Origin of the sequence: Caproiciproducens puteiluti (genome assembly GCF_052442865.1) — a bacterium.
Taxonomy (GTDB): Bacteria; Bacillota; Clostridia; order Oscillospirales; family Acutalibacteraceae; genus Caproiciproducens.
In genome coordinates this window covers 3,434,730-3,454,673 of sequence record NZ_CP194790.1, presented here as the reverse complement: position 1 = coordinate 3,454,673, position 19,944 = coordinate 3,434,730, and the positions used below count along the sequence as shown (strand labels likewise).

At 53.8% G+C, this 19,944-nt stretch carries 16 protein-coding genes and 1 CRISPR repeat array; of the genes, 4 read left to right on the top strand and 12 right to left on the bottom strand.

Annotated elements, in window-relative coordinates; translation table 11 throughout:
• From ACRQU7_RS16600 to dpsA, 3 genes are all read right to left on the bottom strand, one after another.
• Complete coding sequence (locus tag ACRQU7_RS16600) at positions 1-528, bottom strand: hypothetical protein (protein WP_444641985.1); 528 nt, start codon at positions 526-528, stop codon at positions 1-3.
• 89 nt (positions 529-617) lie between these two features.
• Complete coding sequence (locus tag ACRQU7_RS16595) at positions 618-1,190, bottom strand: dipicolinate synthase subunit B (protein WP_444641983.1); 573 nt, start codon at positions 1,188-1,190, stop codon at positions 618-620.
• 3 nt (positions 1,191-1,193) lie between these two features.
• Complete coding sequence (gene dpsA / locus ACRQU7_RS16590; RefSeq protein WP_444641981.1) at positions 1,194-2,054, bottom strand: dipicolinate synthase subunit DpsA; 861 nt, start codon at positions 2,052-2,054, stop codon at positions 1,194-1,196.
• Between the two features lie 293 nt (positions 2,055-2,347).
• Between dpsA and murC the strand changes: the two genes are divergently transcribed.
• The 3 genes from murC to ACRQU7_RS16575 all read left to right on the top strand — a co-directional run bounded on the left by murC (position 2,348) and on the right by ACRQU7_RS16575 (position 5,560).
• Entirely contained in the window at positions 2,348-3,724 is a 1,377-nt protein-coding gene (gene murC, locus ACRQU7_RS16585) for a UDP-N-acetylmuramate--L-alanine ligase (protein ID WP_444641979.1), read from the top strand.
• Positions 3,725-3,838: 114 nt separating this feature from the next.
• Positions 3,839-4,348, top strand: a complete 510-nt coding sequence (locus ACRQU7_RS16580) for a glycosyl-4,4'-diaponeurosporenoate acyltransferase CrtO family protein (RefSeq protein WP_444641977.1) — start codon at positions 3,839-3,841, stop codon at positions 4,346-4,348.
• An 84-nt stretch (positions 4,349-4,432) separates the two neighbouring features.
• Positions 4,433-5,560 (top strand): cadherin-like beta sandwich domain-containing protein, encoded by a 1,128-nt coding sequence (locus ACRQU7_RS16575; RefSeq protein ID WP_444641975.1) that lies wholly within the window; start codon positions 4,433-4,435, stop codon positions 5,558-5,560.
• A gap of 115 nt (positions 5,561-5,675) precedes the next feature.
• Here ACRQU7_RS16575 and ACRQU7_RS16570 read toward each other — a convergent pair whose 3' ends face one another.
• The 9 genes from ACRQU7_RS16570 to cas3 all read right to left on the bottom strand — a co-directional run bounded on the left by ACRQU7_RS16570 (position 5,676) and on the right by cas3 (position 18,897).
• Positions 5,676-6,206, bottom strand: a complete 531-nt coding sequence (locus ACRQU7_RS16570; RefSeq protein WP_444641973.1) for a CDP-alcohol phosphatidyltransferase family protein — start codon at positions 6,204-6,206, stop codon at positions 5,676-5,678.
• A 355-nt stretch (positions 6,207-6,561) separates the two neighbouring features.
• The gene (locus ACRQU7_RS16565; RefSeq protein ID WP_444641971.1) at positions 6,562-6,714 is read right to left on the bottom strand and encodes a hypothetical protein; all 153 of its coding nucleotides are present in this window, start codon (positions 6,712-6,714) and stop codon (positions 6,562-6,564) included.
• 192 nt (positions 6,715-6,906) lie between these two features.
• A CRISPR array of direct repeats spans positions 6,907-10,685; the repeat unit is 32 nt; unit sequence GTTTCAATCCACGCTCCCGTGCGGGGAGCGAC.
• A 172-nt stretch (positions 10,686-10,857) separates the two neighbouring features.
• Positions 10,858-11,148, bottom strand: coding sequence for a CRISPR-associated endonuclease Cas2 (gene cas2, locus ACRQU7_RS16560; RefSeq protein WP_444641969.1), 291 nt, complete (start codon positions 11,146-11,148; stop codon positions 10,858-10,860).
• A 10-nt stretch (positions 11,149-11,158) separates the two neighbouring features.
• On the bottom strand, positions 11,159-12,190 hold the full coding sequence (gene cas1c / locus ACRQU7_RS16555) for a type I-C CRISPR-associated endonuclease Cas1c (RefSeq protein ID WP_444641967.1): 1,032 nt from the start codon (positions 12,188-12,190) through the stop codon (positions 11,159-11,161).
• Positions 12,187-12,852, bottom strand: a complete 666-nt coding sequence (gene cas4 / locus ACRQU7_RS16550) for a CRISPR-associated protein Cas4 (protein ID WP_444641965.1) — start codon at positions 12,850-12,852, stop codon at positions 12,187-12,189. The genes cas1c and cas4 overlap by 4 nt, the downstream gene beginning before the upstream one ends.
• A complete protein-coding gene (cas7c, locus tag ACRQU7_RS16545; RefSeq protein ID WP_444641963.1) occupies positions 12,842-13,702 on the bottom strand; it encodes a type I-C CRISPR-associated protein Cas7/Csd2 in 861 nt (286 codons plus the stop codon). Before cas7c ends, cas4 begins: the two co-directional genes overlap by 11 nt.
• Positions 13,699-15,675 carry a type I-C CRISPR-associated protein Cas8c/Csd1 gene (gene cas8c, locus ACRQU7_RS16540; protein ID WP_444641961.1) on the bottom strand — a complete coding sequence of 659 codons (1,977 nt, stop codon included), beginning with the start codon at positions 15,673-15,675 and terminating at the stop codon, positions 13,699-13,701. Before cas8c ends, cas7c begins: the two co-directional genes overlap by 4 nt.
• Positions 15,650-16,399 carry a type I-C CRISPR-associated protein Cas5c gene (gene cas5c / locus ACRQU7_RS16535; RefSeq protein ID WP_444641959.1) on the bottom strand — a complete coding sequence of 250 codons (750 nt, stop codon included), beginning with the start codon at positions 16,397-16,399 and terminating at the stop codon, positions 15,650-15,652. Before cas5c ends, cas8c begins: the two co-directional genes overlap by 26 nt.
• 26 nt (positions 16,400-16,425) lie before the next feature.
• A complete protein-coding gene (cas3, locus tag ACRQU7_RS16530; RefSeq protein ID WP_444641957.1) occupies positions 16,426-18,897 on the bottom strand; it encodes a CRISPR-associated helicase Cas3' in 2,472 nt (823 codons plus the stop codon).
• Between the two features lie 406 nt (positions 18,898-19,303).
• Between cas3 and ACRQU7_RS16525 the strand changes: the two genes are divergently transcribed.
• Positions 19,304-19,942, top strand: coding sequence for a TetR/AcrR family transcriptional regulator (locus ACRQU7_RS16525; RefSeq protein WP_444641955.1), 639 nt, complete (start codon positions 19,304-19,306; stop codon positions 19,940-19,942).
• The last annotated feature ends 2 nt before the right edge of the window (positions 19,943-19,944 follow it).

The window sequence follows — 19,944 nt, the reverse complement described above, 5'->3', positions numbered from 1 at the left end:
TTAAAATCCGCCTTTTGTGAAAAACGCTTTCAGCGCGTTGGCCAGAAAGTCGGCCGCCGCCACAACGCCCCACACGACCAGAATAAACATCATTGCTGAAACGATCCGCCAGAAAAAGCGCTTGCGGGAGCTCATCGGCTCCGGCTCCTCTTCGGGTTCGGGCCCTTCCTCCGGCGCGGGGGTGCTGCTCTCCAGCTTCGCGTCCTGTGCGTCCGCAATTCCGATCCCGTTCAGCAGCTCTTTGGCGGTATTCCGATCCCGGAAAGCCACGAAAATATTGCGGGCCTCGTAAAAAGGCCTGCTGCCGAGCAATATGGAAGGCGGCGAGCCGAAGCCGCTGTCCTGCTCGACAAATACGATTCCGTTTTCCTGAAAGACGGACCGAATCATGACGGCATTCGTTTCGTCCGTCGTCAGCAAGAGCACCGGGTCGTCCGGTCCGGGTTCCCGCAGCTTTTTGGAACCGCACGCGGCGCAGCGGTCGGTGTCGCTGTCAATGAGCAGCTGGCACTTAGGACAGTACAGCATTCCTCTCACTTCCATTTCATTGCTTTATCATATCACATTTATTGACTAACTTACAAGAAATCCGCATAAATATTTATGAATAATCACACTCACAGCAGGATGGGCTGAAGCTGCCTTCCCTCCAGCGCGGCAAGCGCCGCGGGCTGAATCAGGCTGAAATCCGCGACCACGGAGGTCGGCTTTTTACCCGGGTCATCCTGTTTCATAGGAACGAAATAGATATTTTTGGTATTGAGCAATTTTGCGATATTCTGCGCCGACGCAGCGAGCGCGTCGTTCGTGGCGGGGGCCAGCAGCACAGGCCCGCCGATGCGCAGGTTGGACTTCACCGCCATGGTCACGGTGGTATCGGTGATCCCGTTCGCGATTTTGGCCAGCGTGTTGCCGGTGCAGGGAGCGACGATCATCAGGTCGACCAGCTTTTTCGGTCCGATAGGTTCCGCCTCTACGATACTTTTGATGATCTTTTTGCCGCAGAGGTCTTCGATCTCCCAGATAAAATCGTCCGCTTTTCCAAAGCGGGTGTCCGTCGTCGCAGCGTTCTGCGACATGATCGGCAGAATGTCGTACCCCGCTTCCACAAGGGCGCGGATTTGCTCGATCGCCTTGTCGAAGGTGCAGAAGGAACCGCAAAGGGCATAACCGAAAGTAAGGCTTTTCATCTTTCACTCCTCCATCATATTATAAATGGTATTTTTGATGATTTCACCGGCGGTTTTCGGAGCGACCTTTCCGGGCAGGGAAAGAGCGTGGATCGCCTTGATGCCGAATTTCTGCGCGGCTTCGTAATCCACGCCGCCGGGCGGGGACGAAAGGTCGATGATCAGCGGTTTGGAGCGCATCTTCGAAAGCATGCGCCGGTTGAATATCAAAGCGGGCGCCGTGTTGAAAATAACGTCGTACTGATCTTTGTCGCAGATTTTGTCCGTCAGGGCGGAGGAATACCCAAAGGATTCGATCCAGGCGATATCGGAATATCTGCGGGCGCTCACCGTTACCGAGGCGCCCAGTCCGCGCAGCATCATTGCCAGAATTTTTCCGATTCTTCCGTAGCCGACAACAAGGCATTTGCTCTGGCTGACGGTGCCGGGGTATTCGCGCATCGCGATCTCGATCGCGCCCTCTGCGGCGGGAACGGCATTGTGTACGGCGAATTCCTCCCGGGTATAATAATCGTAGGTGTCGATGGAATCCCAAACGTCGCTGGTCTGGTAAAGCTTTCCCATCATTCCTCCGTAAACCTGTTTATTTCTCATCAGTTCGGCAAAGCTGTCGTTCAGCTCAATGCCGTTTTCGCTGTAAACCATATTCAGATGACTGCCGTCCGCCGTAACCGGCAGCGGAAGGATAATATTTTCACACCGGATCATAATTTCCTCAAGATCCGCCTTTTTTACGTCCTTGGAAAATTCAATGTTGTCAAATCCATAGACATAGACGGTGTACCCGTCCGACGCAATGGATTCGGCCAGCGCAATCTGGCGCTTGTCGCCGCCCAGTACGCCGAAACTGTTGATATCTACCATTGTACAAACCTCCACAAACTTCTTTCCCCATATTATGGAGATGGAACGCTCGGTGTGATTGCGCGGGTTTTCCGTTTTGATTTTATTTTTTATTGCAAATATCCGAAAAAATGTTTATTATAAACAGGTATGGCAATATAATAGAGAGGGTCAATATTTTGCAGCGGTTTCCTTTGCGCCGGGTCACGGGATCGAACGGGTTTTTCCCACAGAAGGTGGGGAGCAATCCGAACAAAAACGCTGCGATTGAATGAAAAGCGCTATTCATCATCTCATTTTAAGGAGCTCAAATCATGGATTATCAAGATACTCTATCCAAGGTTAAAAAAATACATTTTGTGGGAATCGGCGGTTCCGGCATGTGCCCGATCGCTGAAATCCTGTACCACCGCGGCTATGAACTGACCGGGTCGGACACCAGCGAATCCGATACGCTCGCGAGGATCCGTTCCTACGGAATTCCCGTCTCAATGGGTCACAGGCCGGAAAACATAGGCGACGCCGAAATGCTCGTGTACACGGCGGCCGTCAAGGCCGACAACCCGGAGCTTGTCGCCGCCCGCGAAAAGGGAATCCCGGTTGTGGAGCGCTCCGTCATGCTCGGCATGGTGACGCGCCGCTATCCGCACCCGGTGGCGGTTTCCGGTACGCACGGCAAGACGACCACGACCGCGATGATTACCCAGATCCTGCTTCACGCGAAAAAAGACCCCTCGGCCGTGATCGGCGGAAAGCTCCCGCTGATCGGCGGGAACGGGCGCGTGGGCAAATCGGGCACCATCGTCTGCGAGGCGTGCGAATATGTGGACACCTTTTTGCAGCTGAACCCCGAAACATCGGTTATCCTCAACATAGACGCCGACCATCTGGATTACTTCGGAACGGTGGAGAATATTATTAAATCCTTCCATCAGTTTGCGCTTCAGACGTCAAAGACGCTCATTGTCAACGGCGACGACGCCAACACCATGAAAGCGGTGGAGGACATAAAAAATGCGTCCGTCGTTACGTTCGGCCTGAACCCGTCCAATGAGTACTACGCCGATCATATCGCGGACACAAAAGGTGCGAGAGAATGCTTTTCAGTGATGAAAAACGGGGAAAAGCTCGCGGATGTAACGCTGAGTATCCCCGGAAAGCACAATATCTATAACGCGCTGGCTGCGTTTGCCGCGGCGGACAGCATGGGTGTGGAGGCGGACACCATCGCGGAAAGCCTGCACCAGTTTACCGGCGTCCACAGGCGTTTTGAAATCCTCGGTACGTTCGGCGGAATTACGGTCGCCGACGACTTTGCACACCATCCCACGGAGCTGACGGCGACCCTTTCCGCCGCCATGAAAATGAATTTCCGGCGCGTGTGGGCGGTTTTTCAGCCCCACACCTATTCCAGGACCTACCTGCTTCTGGACGAATTCGCCAAGGCGCTTTCCATCCCGGATCGGGTTGTCCTTTCCGAAATCCTCGCGGTGCGCGAGGAGAACACCTACCATATTTACGCAAAGGACCTGGCCGACAAAATTCCGGGCAGCGTATGGTTCAAGACCTTTGAGGAAATCACGGAGTACGTGACCGCAAATGCGGAGGACGGCGATCTGATCCTTACCCTGGGCGGCGGCGACGTTTACAAATGTGCGAACATGATTGTAAAAAAATACAGGGAACACTGATCGGCTTTCATCTTGCACATGCCTGTAAATTGTATTATAATATGTATACGTTAATATTATCACATGCATATTATGATTGATCGGACTTTCATTTTTGCAGGGAAGGGATTACAAATGCTGAAAAATCTATCATTTCTCAACATGTTTCTATGGAATCTTTTTATTATCGGCGTCTGGCATTTGACGGTCTTTCTGGCCGGTGTCAAGCTTCCCCATTCCATTTCCCGGAAGGAGCGTTACGCGCCGAAGGAATGGGAACACGGCGGGCGTTGGTACAGGGATAAATTGAAGATCCAGCTTTGGAAGGACAGGGTGCCGCAGCATATCGGCAAAGACGGCTTTTCCAAAGAACATCTTACGGATATTTCCATTGATTATGTCGACGAGTTTATTTTTGAAACCTGCAGGGGCGAGTGGGTGCATCTGAAAAACTGCATCTGTATTGTCGTTACCATGCTGATTAACCCTTTTTTGGTGGGAATCGTGTTTTCTTTTTTGATTATGCTTGGAAACCTGCCCTTTGCCGTCATCCAGCGGTATAACCGTTTCCGGCTGCAGGTCCTGCGTAAAAAACTTTTACGCGATCTGCGCGCGAACGGAGTGGGGCAGACCGTTACCGCTTGACAAACCAAATGTTTTTTAAAAATCAGCTTTGCCGAAAACCGGCTCAGCTGGTTTTTATCTATCTGCCGTTGGGGGGAGCCGTCTGTGAAAAAACGGGATCTTCGCGTCTTTTTGCTTTTGCTGCTGTTTCCGGTCATTTTACGGATTCCTGCGCATGCTGCTACCGTACCCTATTTTACATACAGCGTGGACAAGCCCTCCGCCGCGCGCGGGGAGCTGGTCAAGCTGCAGATCAACGCGGGACAGGTCCCCGACACCGCGGCCGGATTCCGGATGCGGGTGGGGTACCACGCCGCCGCGCTCAGCTTTGTCCGTACCGAGACGTCCTCGCAGATCAAAAGCGGGACGATGGTCACAAACAGCGTGTCGAACCCGATCTGCAGCGTTTATGTGTGCAACGTGGATCAGGGTACCGCGCCGCAGCTTTCCGGAAATATCATTTCCTTTGTGTTTCAGGTCAGGGACGGCGCTCCTTCGGGCGATACGGTTATCAACGCGCATATCGACGAAGTCTGCAACTATGAGGCGAAGCAGCTGGACGTGGATATTGAGGAAAATCTGACCGTTTCCATCGAGCCGCCGGAGGAAGAGCCCTCCGACGAGGCGGCGCTTTCCCGTTTGGCCCCGTATAACGGCGAGCTGGTGCCGGAATTTTCCCCCGATGTCTATCAATACCGGCTGTCCGTAGATTACACGGTGGAGTCGGTGGAATTTTACGCCCGCGCGGAAGAAGGCGGGACGGTCAAAATCAACCGGAAATCCCTTTTCAAGCCCGGTACGGATACGCCCATTGTCGCGACGGTCACTTCCGCCGATAAGGCAAATCAGGTACAGTATGTCGTCCTTGTCAGCAGGGCCGAAAGGCCCGTTGCGGCTGCCGGGCTCAGCTCGGGCCCGCCGCGTTCCGGTGAAAAGGCATCCGGGCCGGAGAAAACGAATTCCAATCAGGCCAAGCTGTCCGAAAAGCGAACGGCAGAGATGCCGGCGCGGGAAGATGACTTTTCAGCGGCTACGGAAGCAGAAAATCAGGCTCAGCCGCAGACGGTACAGACGGCTGCCCAGCCATATGCAAATACCGGCTACGGCGGCAGGAATATTTATATTATTGGGAATCAGATGCCCGTCTATGTAAATGGAATGCTTACAGCCGCTTTATGCCTGATGCTTGGAATCGCGCTCAGTCTTTATCTGAAAATCAAGCCCAGGCAATAGCACCCATAAAAAGAAAACGGCCTGACGGCCGTCGGTATATGACAATACAATGAGAAAGGCCGTTTTACGGCCTTTTTTCTATGGCTTCGTAAGTTTTTTCTGCTTTGGGCTGTAATCAAAATTTAAAGATGCTCTTTCTGTTGAGGTCAAGAGTGGGGGAAGTGAGATGGATCAGGCTTTCCTCTGCCGCGGACAAGGCCGCAACGACGCATACGGGCCAGAGAATCTGTGTATTCTGGTAAAGAAGGAAAAGCGGAGTTATAAAAAGAAGAAATCCAGCCAGTTTATTTCCCCAGGTGTGCAGCATGGCGAAAGTATGGTATTTCAGGGCAGCCATTACAATATTTGCAAGACGGATGAGCGCAACAGCGATAACAAAGGGAAGAAATACCCGGCCCTTTTCCCCGATCCACAGGATAACGGATACGGTTATGACCGTGAACAGGAGAAAGTCCGCAATGGAATCCAGTCGGGCCCCCAGGTCGCTTTGCGTTTTCGTTTTCCGCGCGATATAGCCGTCCAGAATATCGCTGAGTCCGCAGAAAAGATAGATCACGGAAAACAGCAGAGGATTGTGAAGTGTAAAAAACAGGAAGAGCAGAAGCACGATCCTGCTGATGGAGAGAATATTCGGAACGTGTTTCAAGCGGCCACCGCCCTTCCTACCAATTGACGCTGCACAAGGTTCTGTTATCTAAGGATACCGGATGATTGTGCAATTAAAATTCCAAATTGGATTTTTGCACGAAACGTTCAGCACGCAATCAGTTTTTCCATGGGAGCGACCTTTGACACCTACTTTTGCAAATTTTTGAGCAATTTCAATCCGCGCTCCCCTGTGGGGAACGACCGTCCGAAAAGAAGGGGGTGACATAAGCCATGATGTTTCAATCCACGCTCCCGTGGGGGAGCGACTCGGGTCAATCGGCTCGTTCTGAATTTCCGAATTGTTTCAATCCACGCTCCGTGTGGGGAGCGACCAGAAGGTTCTCCATTTTCTTTTAAGGAGTAGTCGTTTCAATCCGCGCCCCCATGTGGGGAGCGACATCTCCGGCCTGTGCGAGCATTCTACCGATGCATAGTTTCAATCCACGCTCCCGTGTGGGGAGCGACCATTCCATCCGGATATGTCTTACCGGAATAGGAAGTTTCAATCCACGCTCCCGTGCGGGGAGCGACATTTTGACAATCGCGGTCCAGCAAAGCCGGAGCATGTTTCAATCCACGCTCCCGTGTGGGGAGCGACATTATCAGCCCGTATGATTTCTGCAGCTATGGAGTTTCAATCCACGCCCCCCGTGCGGGGAGCGACCCGTAAAATACGCCCCTGTACTTCACTCTGTGGTCGTTTCAATCCACGCTCCCGTGCGGGGAGCGACGGCCCGCAGCGGCCGCTCCCTTGATATTGGCTGCGTTTCAATCCACGCTCCCGTGCGGGGAGCGACTTGTTGGACATATTGCAATAATCAGGGTTTATATCGTTTCAATCCACGCTCCCGTGCGGGGAGCGACAAAACCATTGAATCAAAAGGTAATATCACCGCTACGTTTCAATCCACGCTCCCGTGCGGGGAGCGACCTATGCAGTATTATCCGTTCTATCTCGTCACCACCGTTTCAATCCACGCTCCCGTGCGGGGAGCGACAACAGGGTACATGTCACTGAACGGGACAATTGATGTTTCAATCCACGCTCCCGTGCGGGGAGCGACGGGCTTACCGGGTCAGAGCCGGACACTGGCACCAGTTTCAATCCACGCTCCCGTGCGGGGAGCGACCTTGAAGCATCTAATCAGCAGATTGAGCAGTTCGTTTCAATCCACGCTCCCGTGCGGGGAGCGACGCGCTCTTTACGGTGTCGGATACCTTGGAAGTCAGTTTCAATCCACGCTCCCGTGCGGGGAGCGACGTGTGTGTGTGTGTGTGTGTGTGTGGTTTCAATCCACGCTCCCGTGCGGGGAGCGACACATCCCGGATACATCAGACATCATCCAAAAAGCGTTTCAATCCACGCTCCCGTGCGGGGAGCGACTTACGGATCGGATATCCGTCAGGGTCTTTTCCCGTTTCAATCCACGCTCCCGTGCGGGGAGCGACGAATGGAATTCCGGTTAGGGTAGACAGCAAGTTTCGTTTCAATCCACGCTCCCGTGCGGGGAGCGACGGTAAGGGACTATATTAGGACTACTGCTTTATATGTTTCAATCCACGCTCCCGTGCGGGGAGCGACAGATCGTTCTTTGCTGTGATTGCTCCCCAAATACCGTTTCAATCCACGCTCCCGTGCGGGGAGCGACCGCTTCAAAGAAGCGTTTATTTTTATACCTCGAAAGTTTCAATCCACGCTCCCGTGCGGGGAGCGACACTCATGGAAAGCCCTTCTCCGTCCATCATTGTGTTTCAATCCACGCTCCCGTGCGGGGAGCGACCCAGTCTGTAACGCAGTGCTGGAAGATTCCTATTTGTTTCAATCCACGCTCCCGTGCGGGGAGCGACGAAAATTTCCGCGTTCTGGATAACAACCAGGAACGTTTCAATCCACGCTCCCGTGCGGGGAGCGACGTCAACCTGATATTGCGGGAAGTCCAAAGAAAACGTTTCAATCCACGCTCCCGTGCGGGGAGCGACTGATTCATTTCGCAGCCGGTCGTTTTCTTCGCGCGTTTCAATCCACGCTCCCGTGCGGGGAGCGACCATCGTTTTGCTACCAACGCCTACAGTATTGCAGTTTCAATCCACGCTCCCGTGCGGGGAGCGACGCCATGCAAGCGCAGAATGATCCGCAGCAGAGAGTTTCAATCCACGCTCCCGTGCGGGGAGCGACGAGCGCCAACCAATGCAGAAACCACCGCTTTCGCGTTTCAATCCACGCTCCCGTGCGGGGAGCGACCTGTCGAGGCTCCTGCGGCTCTGTAGGTTCAGAAGTTTCAATCCACGCTCCCGTGCGGGGAGCGACTTCACCGCAGAACGTTTTGACGCTCAAGTTTAATGTTTCAATCCACGCTCCCGTGCGGGGAGCGACCCGTCAGACTGTAGCTATATAGAGACCGTGGATTGTTTCAATCCACGCTCCCGTGCGGGGAGCGACATCAGCGGGCCTATGGCCTATAATCTGGCGGTTGTTTCAATCCACGCTCCCGTGCGGGGAGCGACCGTTGGATAATCGATACTCTGAAACGCGTCAAACGTTTCAATCCACGCTCCCGTGCGGGGAGCGACTTCGGCGTTCCGTTTGAGCCTTTCCCGCTAAAGGGTTTCAATCCACGCTCCCGTGCGGGGAGCGACTCTGATCGGGGTGTCACCATCAGGCAACGGAGTAGTTTCAATCCACGCTCCCGTGCGGGGAGCGACTCGATAATGTGATTTGCCCGTTTTGGGCTATAAGTTTCAATCCACGCTCCCGTGCGGGGAGCGACTATCCAACGGCTCAGACTATCACCTATGAAATTGTTTCAATCCACGCTCCCGTGCGGGGAGCGACTCAGCGAACCGACATTAACACGCAGACTCCGCATTGTTTCAATCCACGCTCCCGTGCGGGGAGCGACAGAGAGATTTTGTTCCGTGGCTACTCTGACCAAATGTTTCAATCCACGCTCCCGTGCGGGGAGCGACTGCTTAATTTTATTCCTATTGATAGCTGGTCAAGTTTCAATCCACGCTCCCGTGCGGGGAGCGACTGAACCTTCCTCTGGTATCCGCTGCCTGACTGCGTTTCAATCCACGCTCCCGTGCGGGGAGCGACCCTGCTGAATTTGCTCGTATACTTCTTTCGAAAGTTTCAATCCACGCTCCCGTGCGGGGAGCGACACATGCTGATAGCGCAGCGGAGCTTGAAATAGGTGTTTCAATCCACGCTCCCGTGCGGGGAGCGACCATGCTCGCATATTGCAGATTCGACGCCTCAAAGTGTTTCAATCCACGCTCCCGTGCGGGGAGCGACCTTTCCGATCAGTTTTGCGAGCCGATTATAACCGTTTCAATCCACGCTCCCGTGCGGGGAGCGACGTTTGAGCTTTTCTCTTTTCCTCATGCAGCAGCAGTTTCAATCCACGCTCCCGTGCGGGGAGCGACGTTAATCGCCGCTATGGGAGGGCACGCTCAATATGGTTTCAATCCACGCTCCCGTGCGGGGAGCGACTTTTTCGATCTGCTTGCGCATCACCCTGTCAGGCGTTTCAATCCACGCTCCCGTGCGGGGAGCGACCCATTCATGACTTTTATCCATCCGTGTTCAAGTGTTTCAATCCACGCTCCCGTGCGGGGAGCGACCAAGTGGTTTAATGTGGAGCTTTTCAAGAGTGCGTTTCAATCCACGCTCCCGTGCGGGGAGCGACATCAGGGGACATCCATCCATTGTGAAGTTTTGGGGTTTCAATCCACGCTCCCGTGCGGGGAGCGACAGCAGCCAGGTCAAGGCCGCCGATCCCGCTGAATGTTTCAATCCACGCTCCCGTGCGGGGAGCGACGAACTGCCGGAAATGCAAGAAAGAAATACCGGATGTTTCAATCCACGCTCCCGTGCGGGGAGCGACCAAATCAGTCTTGCTTTAGGGATATGGGCTACAAAGTTTCAATCCACGCTCCCGTGCGGGGAGCGACGCAACGCCGGGGCCGTGGGAAGCTGAGTTGAGCGTTTCAATCCACGCTCCCGTGCGGGGAGCGACAGAAGTAACGGGGTATGATCTATCAATCCTGGCAGTTTCAATCCACGCTCCCGTGCGGGGAGCGACCAACACTGCCATGCTGAGAGCCGTAGAAGAAATGTTTCAATCCACGCTCCCGTGCGGGGAGCGACATTTTCGTCATAGTCATAATAATATTGTAGCAAGTTTCAATCCACGCTCCCGTGCGGGGAGCGACAATATATGGGACAAATTATTTCCGCACGAATAAGTTTCAATCCACGCTCCCGTGCGGGGAGCGACAAACGTGACAGCCGAGGATTTGACGACGATAGCGTTTCAATCCACGCTCCCGTGCGGGGAGCGACCCGCGAACGATGTCTTGATATTCTTTCGAGGTATGTTTCAATCCACGCTCCCGTGCGGGGAGCGACTCGATAAATTATATTCACTTACCATAACTGGGGAGTTTCAATCCACGCTCCCGTGCGGGGAGCGACAGCAAAAAGTGACAAAGGAATTACCTGTTACCAAGAAAGACAGCAGCAACTTTCATATAAATTGGCTGGCACCATCCAAGGAAATTGAAAAATAATTCTAAATAGTGATTAAAATCAACTGTTATAAGGTGCGAACAGCAGCGTGAGAACATGTGTGCTTACCGTTCGCACTTTATAAAATAAGCGGTTCCGTAACATCAAAGGAAGGTTTTGCTCCAAGGTGTTCGACCTTTGTTTTGTAGTGATCGCCAAGGTAGTAAAAACGGAGGCTGTCTTTTTCCGGGTTGATTATTTTTTCAAGCTGATGCTTGACCGTGCAGCACAGGGCGGCGTCCATAATACATTCAAATACGGAATTTTGGACGCGCTGTCCGTAATTTACGCATACTTTTGCGACCTTGCGCAGGCGTTTTTGCCCGGCTGGGGTTTCCGTGTTCACATCATAAGTAATTAATACGAGCATGTGACCTCTCCTATTTCCATAAAAACGGCGGGTAAACATCCATGTCTCCGCGCAGATACCGCGCAAGAAGCAAAGCCTGCGAATACGGGACAAGGCCCCACTCCATTTTTTCTCCGAGCATTGGGTGGGTGATCTGTTCCTGCTTTTTCTTTTGCCACGCAGTCAGAATGGTTTTTCGCGTATCATCATCCATCAGGACAGCGCCGTTTTCTTTCCGGACAAAACCTCCGCCGTTGACCTGCTTGGTATTGATCAGCGTCAGGACAAAGCGGTCCGCCAGAACCGAACGGAATTCCTCCATCAAATCCAAAGCGAGGGAAAGCCTTCCAGGCCGGTCGCGGTGCAGAAACCCGACATAAGGATCCAGCCCCACGGTTTCTAAAGCGGAGGCCGTATCGTGGGCGAGAAGAGTATAGACAAAAGATATCAGCGCGTTGACGTTGTCCATGGGAGGGCGGCGGTTGCGGCTATGAAAGAAAAAGTCCTCCTTTTGCTGCAGAATCATATCGTCCAATACGGAAAAATACTGTGTTGCCGCTTTTCCCTCGATTCCCCGGATATCCTCAAGTGTTTCCGCGCTCGGAAGGCTTCGGATCGCGTCCGCCAGAGAAGCGGAAACACCGCTCAGTTTTTCCTTGTCCAGCCTCAGGGGATAATCTCGGGCGGCGCGCTCGACAATCCAGCGGGAATTGAAGAGTTTTCCGGTGATAAATCCCCGGGCGATCCCCGCGCTTTGCGCCTCGTCGTCGGAAAAGCGGTACTGGGTTTTGCGCAGCAGCACGTTTCCCTGTTCTGTTCCCGATACGCGCGCCAGAAAACGCCCGTGCATCGTGAGAAAGGTCAGCGCAACGCCGCGTTCGGCGCAGGCTCCCATCAGGGCGGGGCTGGCGCCCGTATAGCCGAAGGTGACGATTCCGTCCAGATTATGCAGGGGAATTCTTCGATTTTCGCTTTCCTCCCTTTGTATGACCACGTTTTCACCGTCCAGCGCCAGATAGGCGTCCTGTGATGTAACATACAGTGTATTTCCCGATATCCTCACGAAAATTCCTCCAGACGCTTTTTGAGATAATCCGCCGCAGAACCGCCGCGGCACAGCTTCGGCAAGCAAAGCCCTTTCAGCGAGCAGGCATTGCAGCTTTTTGTCGGTTTTACGCGCGGCGTATAGTTTCGGCGGGAAAGCTCGTGCATTTCCGAAAGCATGGCGGCGACTTTTCCGCGCAGGGCTTCGTCCAGAGGGACGGCGGTCCTGCGGGCGGTTTCTCCATAATACAGATAGGCCTTTGGAATTTCTCCGCACAGGAGCATTTCTTCCAGACACATGGCCTGGCAGCACAGCTGAAGACGGTCGGCGTCATTTTCTTTCGGCGAGCCGCGCTTATATTCCACCGGCACGGGAAGCCACTTGCCCTCACGGCCGAAAATGGGAACGCCGTGGGGTGACGCGTGAAATTCCACGATGTCACAGACGCCGTTTACGCCGAGTCGGCGGGAAAACACGGACATCCCGCGGGAGATGATCCGGTCCCCACGCTTTTCCGCGGAGAAGGAATCGTGCGCGTTCTCGTGCAGGATATGGCCCTCGGCGGTGCGCAGATTTTCGTTCCACTGCATCTCAAGATAGGCAAGCGCCCACTGGCGGCGGCAAAAAGCGAAATGCTGGAGGCCGGCGATGCTCAGAAATTCCTCCTCGCTATATTCCATCGTAAATTTCAGGAGAGAGCCCGTCCAGCGTATCGACCGTGACGGTATAGTAATCCTCCATTCGGAAAGGCAGATTGCCGCCCGGGGCCTTTTTGTTTTTGATTGCGGCAATGTGTAAGGAACGGTGCACCTTAGCGGAAGAGTACTGTCCGGTTTTACAGTTGTGCTTCCACCAGAATACCTTACAGATTTCCATGCTTCCGTCCGGCCGCGCCGAAGAGCTGTCGTTTTCAAACAGGGAAATCAGCGCATCGCGGATGAGCTCCGCGTCCTCTTCCGTAAATCCCGTCTTCTCCGCCAGCTGACAGTTGATGCTGCCGTAAAACACATAAACTCCGAAAGGAACGCAGTGCTTCATCCCCATGGTGTCTGAGGATTTCTTATCTCCCGTCACGCTGTTGACGCTTTTGGTAATCTGGATGCTGGCAATGTCGATGGGGTCGACGCTGAAAGCCGGGTGTACGGAAACGGGACCGCGTACGCCGACGGAAACGTCGTTGCCCTTGAAAGCGAACACCTGACCAAAGGAACGCACGTCCATCCATTTTTCACAGGCGACTTTCGCGTAGAGTTCACTGTCTTTTGTCTTTTTCAGTTCGTCTACGGAATCCGCGCGCTCCTTCAGGCTTTTAAAGCCGTCCGCGCGTTTGTCGTCGGACTGAACGAAAACAGGCTGTCCCATGTCCATCAGGCGGTTGCGGATTTTACGCTTGATGCATACGTCAGAAATTTCGCCGATGCCGTCATAGGTCTCGCGGGGGCGGTTGCCGTTCAGCGGGTCGCCGTTCGGATTTGCGTTCTTAACCGAAAGAATTACTGCGAAATCGATCTTATTGGCCAGTGTGCTCATTTGTTTTCCTCTCCTTTTATGCTGTTTTCAGCGGCTTCCATTTTTTTACGGATATTTTCCTGCTTGTCCTCATGAAATTTCTGCATCTGGCACGCGTAGCCCAGCAGGTAAATTTCGGAAAGCGGAGCGTTTGAAAATTCACTGAGGGGAATGCGGGAAATCACTTCGTTCAGTTCCTCCCGGTACCGTTTTCCTCTGTCGCCGAGCTTTTGCAGATAGGGCAGCAGCTGATGGTATAGTGTTTTCCATGCTTTCGCGGGGTGCTGGCTGAACGCCGCCTGCACCCGTTCCGCGTTGGTACTGCGGGATGCTTCCGACAGCCCGAGCGAATAGCCCTCTATCTGCTGTGCGTAGGCGAGCGCCCTGCCGAACAGGTAGCTCCTGTCGTTTTCCTCCGGATTCAATGCCATGGTCCAAACCTCCCTGTATGTTTCATCCTTGATTTGTTTACGGTTGATACGGTCGTTATGAAACTTGCGAATCAATGCACAGGCGATCCCAAGCGTATTTTGATAATTCTCTTGCTTTTTGTCGATTGCCTCGGGATTAGAGGCGCGCCGGGCCGCACAGTGCATCAGGTCTTCCGGCAGGGACGCGCCGTCCACGATACATGGCAGCAGGCGCTGTACGGCGCTTTTCATAAGCTTATCGTCGACACGGCTTCCGTAGGCCGCTTTCACGATGGATTTTGGGGAAGGCGCGCCCCGGAAGGGCATCGGTCTTGTTTTTTCGCCTGTCTTCCAAGCGTCCCGGGGAAAGTCGTTCAGCTCCCAGGAACAGGTGTCATGCCAGCTTTTCACTCGCGTAACAAGGTCCTTTGCCTGCATTTCACGGTAGTAAAAAACGGAAAGCCGGCCCGGTGTGGCGGAATCCAGCCCGATGACGCACATGTCCTCCCAGCCTTTCAGATTACCGCCGTATCCTGCCGTCGCTTTTGTAAAACGCGCCGCGAATTCCTCCCCGGTCGTGACCGGGGGCGGGTCCGGTTCGAGGTCGAACAGCAAATCCAGCGCTCCTTCGCACGGGTCGAGCCCTTTGCCGCCGTCCGTCCCCCACGCAAGGATGACCTGGTCCCCGTTGGTAAAGGCCTGTCGGGGAATCAGCCACTTTAAGGCATTGTGGGCCTTTTCCGTCGTTTCCCGCCCGACGCGGAACGCCTGGGAAGGCGTCTCAAATCTGCCGCGGTAGGTGAACCCGTCGCCGTCGTTGGCGGAAATCAGCTTCGCGCCGTCGCCCGGCCTGCGGATATATTTCGGGCTGAGGGACGATACGGGCATCTCCTTCCCTAAGACATAGCAATAGTCCCGGTCTGTCTGCAGACTGTTCTGGTAGTCGATAAAGCTTTTCCAGACGGTTTCATCTTCCCATGGACGGCTCTGCAAATCCTCCGCACCGTCTGCGGAGATCACCTGAAAGCGGACAAAGGCGTCGGCTTGATCCTTGGCGCAGACTTTGAAAATGGGAGGAGCATCTTCCTTTTTGCCGTCCCAGCTTTCCGGCAGCCGCCCGGATTCCTCCTGGTATAAAATATTGTCGCGTATCAAATCGGCCATCAGCGTTCCTTTTTTGAGGTATTCCAGAACGGCGCGGACCTTCGGATGGGCGTACGGAGAACCGCACCATGCGGAAAGCTGCTCAATATATTCGGCGTAATGGCTGTCCTTCGGGTCGCGGTAGTTCCCGTAATCCCCCGCAATGTATTTCAGACCGTCAAACAGCGGATGGGGCACGGGGCCGCTGGTTCTGGCGGACGACTGTTCCGTACAGGGAATCAGCGTGACGCGGTCCTTTTTGTCGGCCAAAACCTTCGCGCGGCCTGTACGCCAGCAGCCGTCGGTGTCGATCACCGCTTCCACATGTGCCTGCTGCGTGGTGTGGTAAATGGGCATGAGGGGAGGGAGCTCGCCTTCCTTTACGCCTACAAGGCTCCGGCAGTTTTCATAGGTTTCATAGAGCTTCTGCATCCAGCCCATTGGATACCGCCTCCTTTGCCGTATCGTCGCAGCCGGACATGTTCTGCCCGATTACAAACGCCTTTGGCTTTTGCTTTTTAATGACCCTTACCACGGGGCAGTCGCCGGGGGCACAGAACTCGATGACGCCGTTTCTCATTTTCGCATACCAGAAGCGGCTTTCCAGCTGATTCCGTCCGGTTTCGTCGGGATAATTGAATCCGTGGAACATCAGGCCGAAGGACAGCTCGGGCGTATCGCGGTAATAGCCCTTCGCCGTATCGGAAAAACCGGATTCGCAGGGCTCGACGTATGCCTGGCATTCTCTTGTCCCTAAAAACACGTCGCGCCGTCCGCCGCGCTCGATCATGCGCTTCGCGATCAGGTAATGCTTGTTTTCATTGCGGTCTCCCGAAAGGTCGGGCCTGTTTTCATTCCACTCAAAATGGGCTTTTACCTCATAGGCGACGTCGGTCAGGTACGTGTAAATGGAAAGCGTGTTTCCACCGGTATACCCGATGGGGCGGATTCCCTCCGACCGGCTGCGGATGGGGTTCATGACCCGCACCGCGTCTATGTGCCAGATAAAAGTCGGTTTCCAATAGACCGATTCGATAATGCCCTTGAGAGCCTGATAGGTCGGCACCTGATAGCTGCACTTTTCCCCGCCGGCCCTTGTGACCGGGTCGCTGAAAAGCGCCATTTTGCCGGAGACAAGAAAACTTACGCTGTTTTCATATTCCAATGATAATTCTCCTTTCTGTAACAGGATTATTCGATCAGCGCGTCCATTTCCGCGCGGTGTGTCTGTACGCCGAGGTCCGGGTGATAGAATCCTTCGAGCAGAATGGCCGCGCCGCTGTCGGGCAGGATACGGATCGCTCCCAGATCGCTGAGCTTTCTCCGCTCGCCGTCGAACAGGTGGACGGTAAAGCGCTGCGCCTGCCGGATCAGTCCCGGCAGTTCGCGCAGGTCCGGCTCCGCGCACAGCTCTGCGATCAGGATTTCTCCTTCCCCATATGGAACGATCACGTCAAGGCCGCCTTTCTCAATGGCCTCAAAAAGCTTTCCCGCCGTATCAAACGCCTGATGCATCGGGTGCGGCGGACGGGAACAATGATTTTCCGCACAGCTTTTTCGGGACAGGGAATTTTCCGATAAGAGATCGAATAAGTCGGTTGGCGCGAATAGCTTAGGGTCGTCTTTTTCGCCGACGGGATAAGAAAGCTGTTGTTCCTGTAGATGATAGTAATGATGGTAATATCGCCTGACCGCCCGGGGGGAGAGCGGGTCGTCCCCGAATTGCGCGGGATCGATCTGAAAGGCGTCCAGCACTTCGGCGGCGGCCTCCTGCGCCTTTTGGATATCCGGAAGAGAGGAGAGGTTTTCATCCGCGCATTTTACAAGGAAGATATCCCGGCAGGTGCTTTCCCCGTGGCGGTTGCAGCGCCCGGCGGCCTGTGCAATGCTGTCCAACCCCGCGAGAGAGCGGATTACGCACTGGAAAGACAGGTTTACACCGGCTTCGATCAGCTGAGTGCTGACGCAGACCATCCGGTTGGCGCCCGGAGACTGGAGCCTTTCGCGGATTTCCCGGATCCGGTCGATACGGTGCTGCGGGCACAGGCTGGTACTCAGAAAATAGAGCGGTATGCGATCTCCCTGTGGGAGTTCCTCCATGCGGGCCTGCAGAGCGCGGTACAGGGAAGCCGCGGCGGACTTCGTATTCAGAATTGCTAGCAGGCTTTCGCAGCCGGACAGCCGGTTGGCGCAGAAATCCGCCAGCCGGTCCGCAGAAAAAGTGCCTTCGGTGGTTTTGTCCACGACCCGGGTACGCCGGAAGGCTGCGAACGTTTCTTCCAGATTTTCCGTCATCTGCGCGGGCTTGCCCGGGATGACCGGAATCTCCAGCTCCTCCGAACTCGGCTGGGTCGCGGTGCAGAGAACGACCGCGCAGTCGCAGACGTATGCGAGAAAATCCAGCGCCGCGTTGAGCAGCAGCGTGCATTTCACGGGAATGGCCTGAACCTCGTCCAGAATGATCACGGAATTTGTCAGACTGTGCATACGGCGTATGCATCCGGTCTTTCCGTCGAAAAGCGTGTTGAGAAACTGTACCGTGGTGGTGAGGATCACCGGTGGCGACCATCGCTGGGTCAGAAGCTCGCGGCGTCCGGCCTCCTCCTTTTCCTCATCGTCGACGACCACGTCGCTGTGGTGTTCCAGCAGGATTTTGTCCGCCTGTGCGTCCTCGTCATCCAGGCCGAGGGCATCCCGGATATCCGAAGCGTTCTGTTCCAGAATGCTTTTGTAAGGGGCTATGTAAAAGACGTGCTCCTTGCCGTTTTCCTTTGCGCAGTTCAGGGCGTAGCGCAGGGAGCTGAGAGTTTTCCCGGAGCCGGTCGGTACGGACAGCCGATAGATTCCGTTTCCGTTTTTGCGGAAGCGAAGGCATTGCTCGGAAATTTCCCGGCGCTTTTGGTCAATGGGGGACTGCCCCGAAAATCCCCGCAGATGGGTTTCCAGCTTGTCGGCAAGCTCCCGCCATAAAGAGGGCAAATCCGGCGGCCGCGGTTCCTGTTCGTTCGCTTCAAATAAAAAGGTGTCATACCGGTCGGCGTCGATCAGGCAGCTCAGCAGATACCGCTGAACCATTCCAAAAAGGAAACAGAACGCTTTCTTTCTGCCGCTGGCCGGGATTTTTTCGCAGAGTCCCCGGATGGAATTTCCGAGCTTTCCGATCTCCTGCTGTGCTTTCAAAAATAGATCGTCCAGCTCCCGGGGGCAGGAGCTTTCCTGGAAATAGCTCTGTAAAGCCTCTTCGTAGTCGATCTCCTTTTCGGGCCATGCGCGCCGCCGCAGACAGTCGTCCCCGGTAACGCCTGTTACATCGGGCAGCCCGCCGTGGTGCCCGCAGACAGCGGCGGCAAGGAGCTCCGCTGTAAGCCCCCTGACGGAGCCGTCCAATCCCCAGCTTTCATAGCAATACCGGGCTCCGCAGAAAGAGTGGGGGATTTTCCCCCGCTGCGACGCGTCTCCGCCGCGCAGATAACGCTGGAATTGCATCGTTCCCTTGCCGCTGTCGTGCAGGAGGCCGGCCAGCAGCCCAAGGGAGGAGAGCCCGATTTTTTCACAGGCTTTCCCGCAGGATAGGGATACGTTCCGGCTGTGCTCCGCAAGCGGCTGTTCGCGGCCGGTTTTTTGATCGATATGTGCTAAAATGCTCAAACGGCGATCTTCCATTTGTCTACCTCTGAATTTTGGTGTTTAAAAGGTGTGTTTTTTTCAGTATACTTCCGAAATATAAATATATCAATGATGAACCGACAGAATTATGGTGTTATAGCTATAAATTTACATATTTTAAGTCGATTTTTATCGTAATATCAAAATCCAATCATGGCATTATAATTTCAGGAGGCCTTCCTTCTTTTGAAAGTAAATCATTTTTTAACCTTCACGGCAATGGGGCAGTTTCCTATTAAAATAGAGCGCATAATAAGGGATTATAAATCGTCCTGCATGGGGTAAATCAGCGTACTCGCTAAGCAATTTATTCCTTTTCGCTGAAAGCTATTGACATAATGACTTATGAGTCATATAATATGACCGAAAAGTCATTATGTAGTATTATTAGGAGGTAATTGGATTGCCAAAAAGGACTTTCAATCGTCTTGATGACGACAAAAAAGAAAGAATCATGCGGGCAGCAATTGAAGAGTTCCATGCCCGCGGCTTTGAAAATGCGAAAATAGAAACAATTGCCCGAAAAGCGGAAGTCGCCAAGGGCAGCATCTATCAATATTTCGATGATAAAAAGGAGATGTTTCTGTATTCTGTCACATGGGCGCTGAACTATTTTATGAAAATAATCGACAGGCAGACTCCGCTTCAGGATATGGATGTGTATGAGTATTTTCTCTCCGGAAGTCGCGAACGTTTTGAACTGTTGAAACAGGAGCCGCTGCTCGTTGCATTTTCGATGGATATCTACGCGGGTAAATTCGGCGGTTTGGCCCTCGAAGCGAGCCGCGAATTATCCCGGATCGGTGAGGAATATGAGCTGAAATTGATTGCCAACGGCAAAAGAAAGGCTACCGTCCGCGATGATCTGGACGACAAAACCCTTTTGCTGTTTTTTCAGGGAGTAACGGAAAAATTCGACATGGAGATCATGGAAAAGGTCAAAGGCTTTGATTACGACCCTACGGAAGAACAGTACTATGAAATGGAGAATTTATTAAAAGACATGATTTCCTTATTAAAGCAGGGAATGGGGAGGAATTAGGA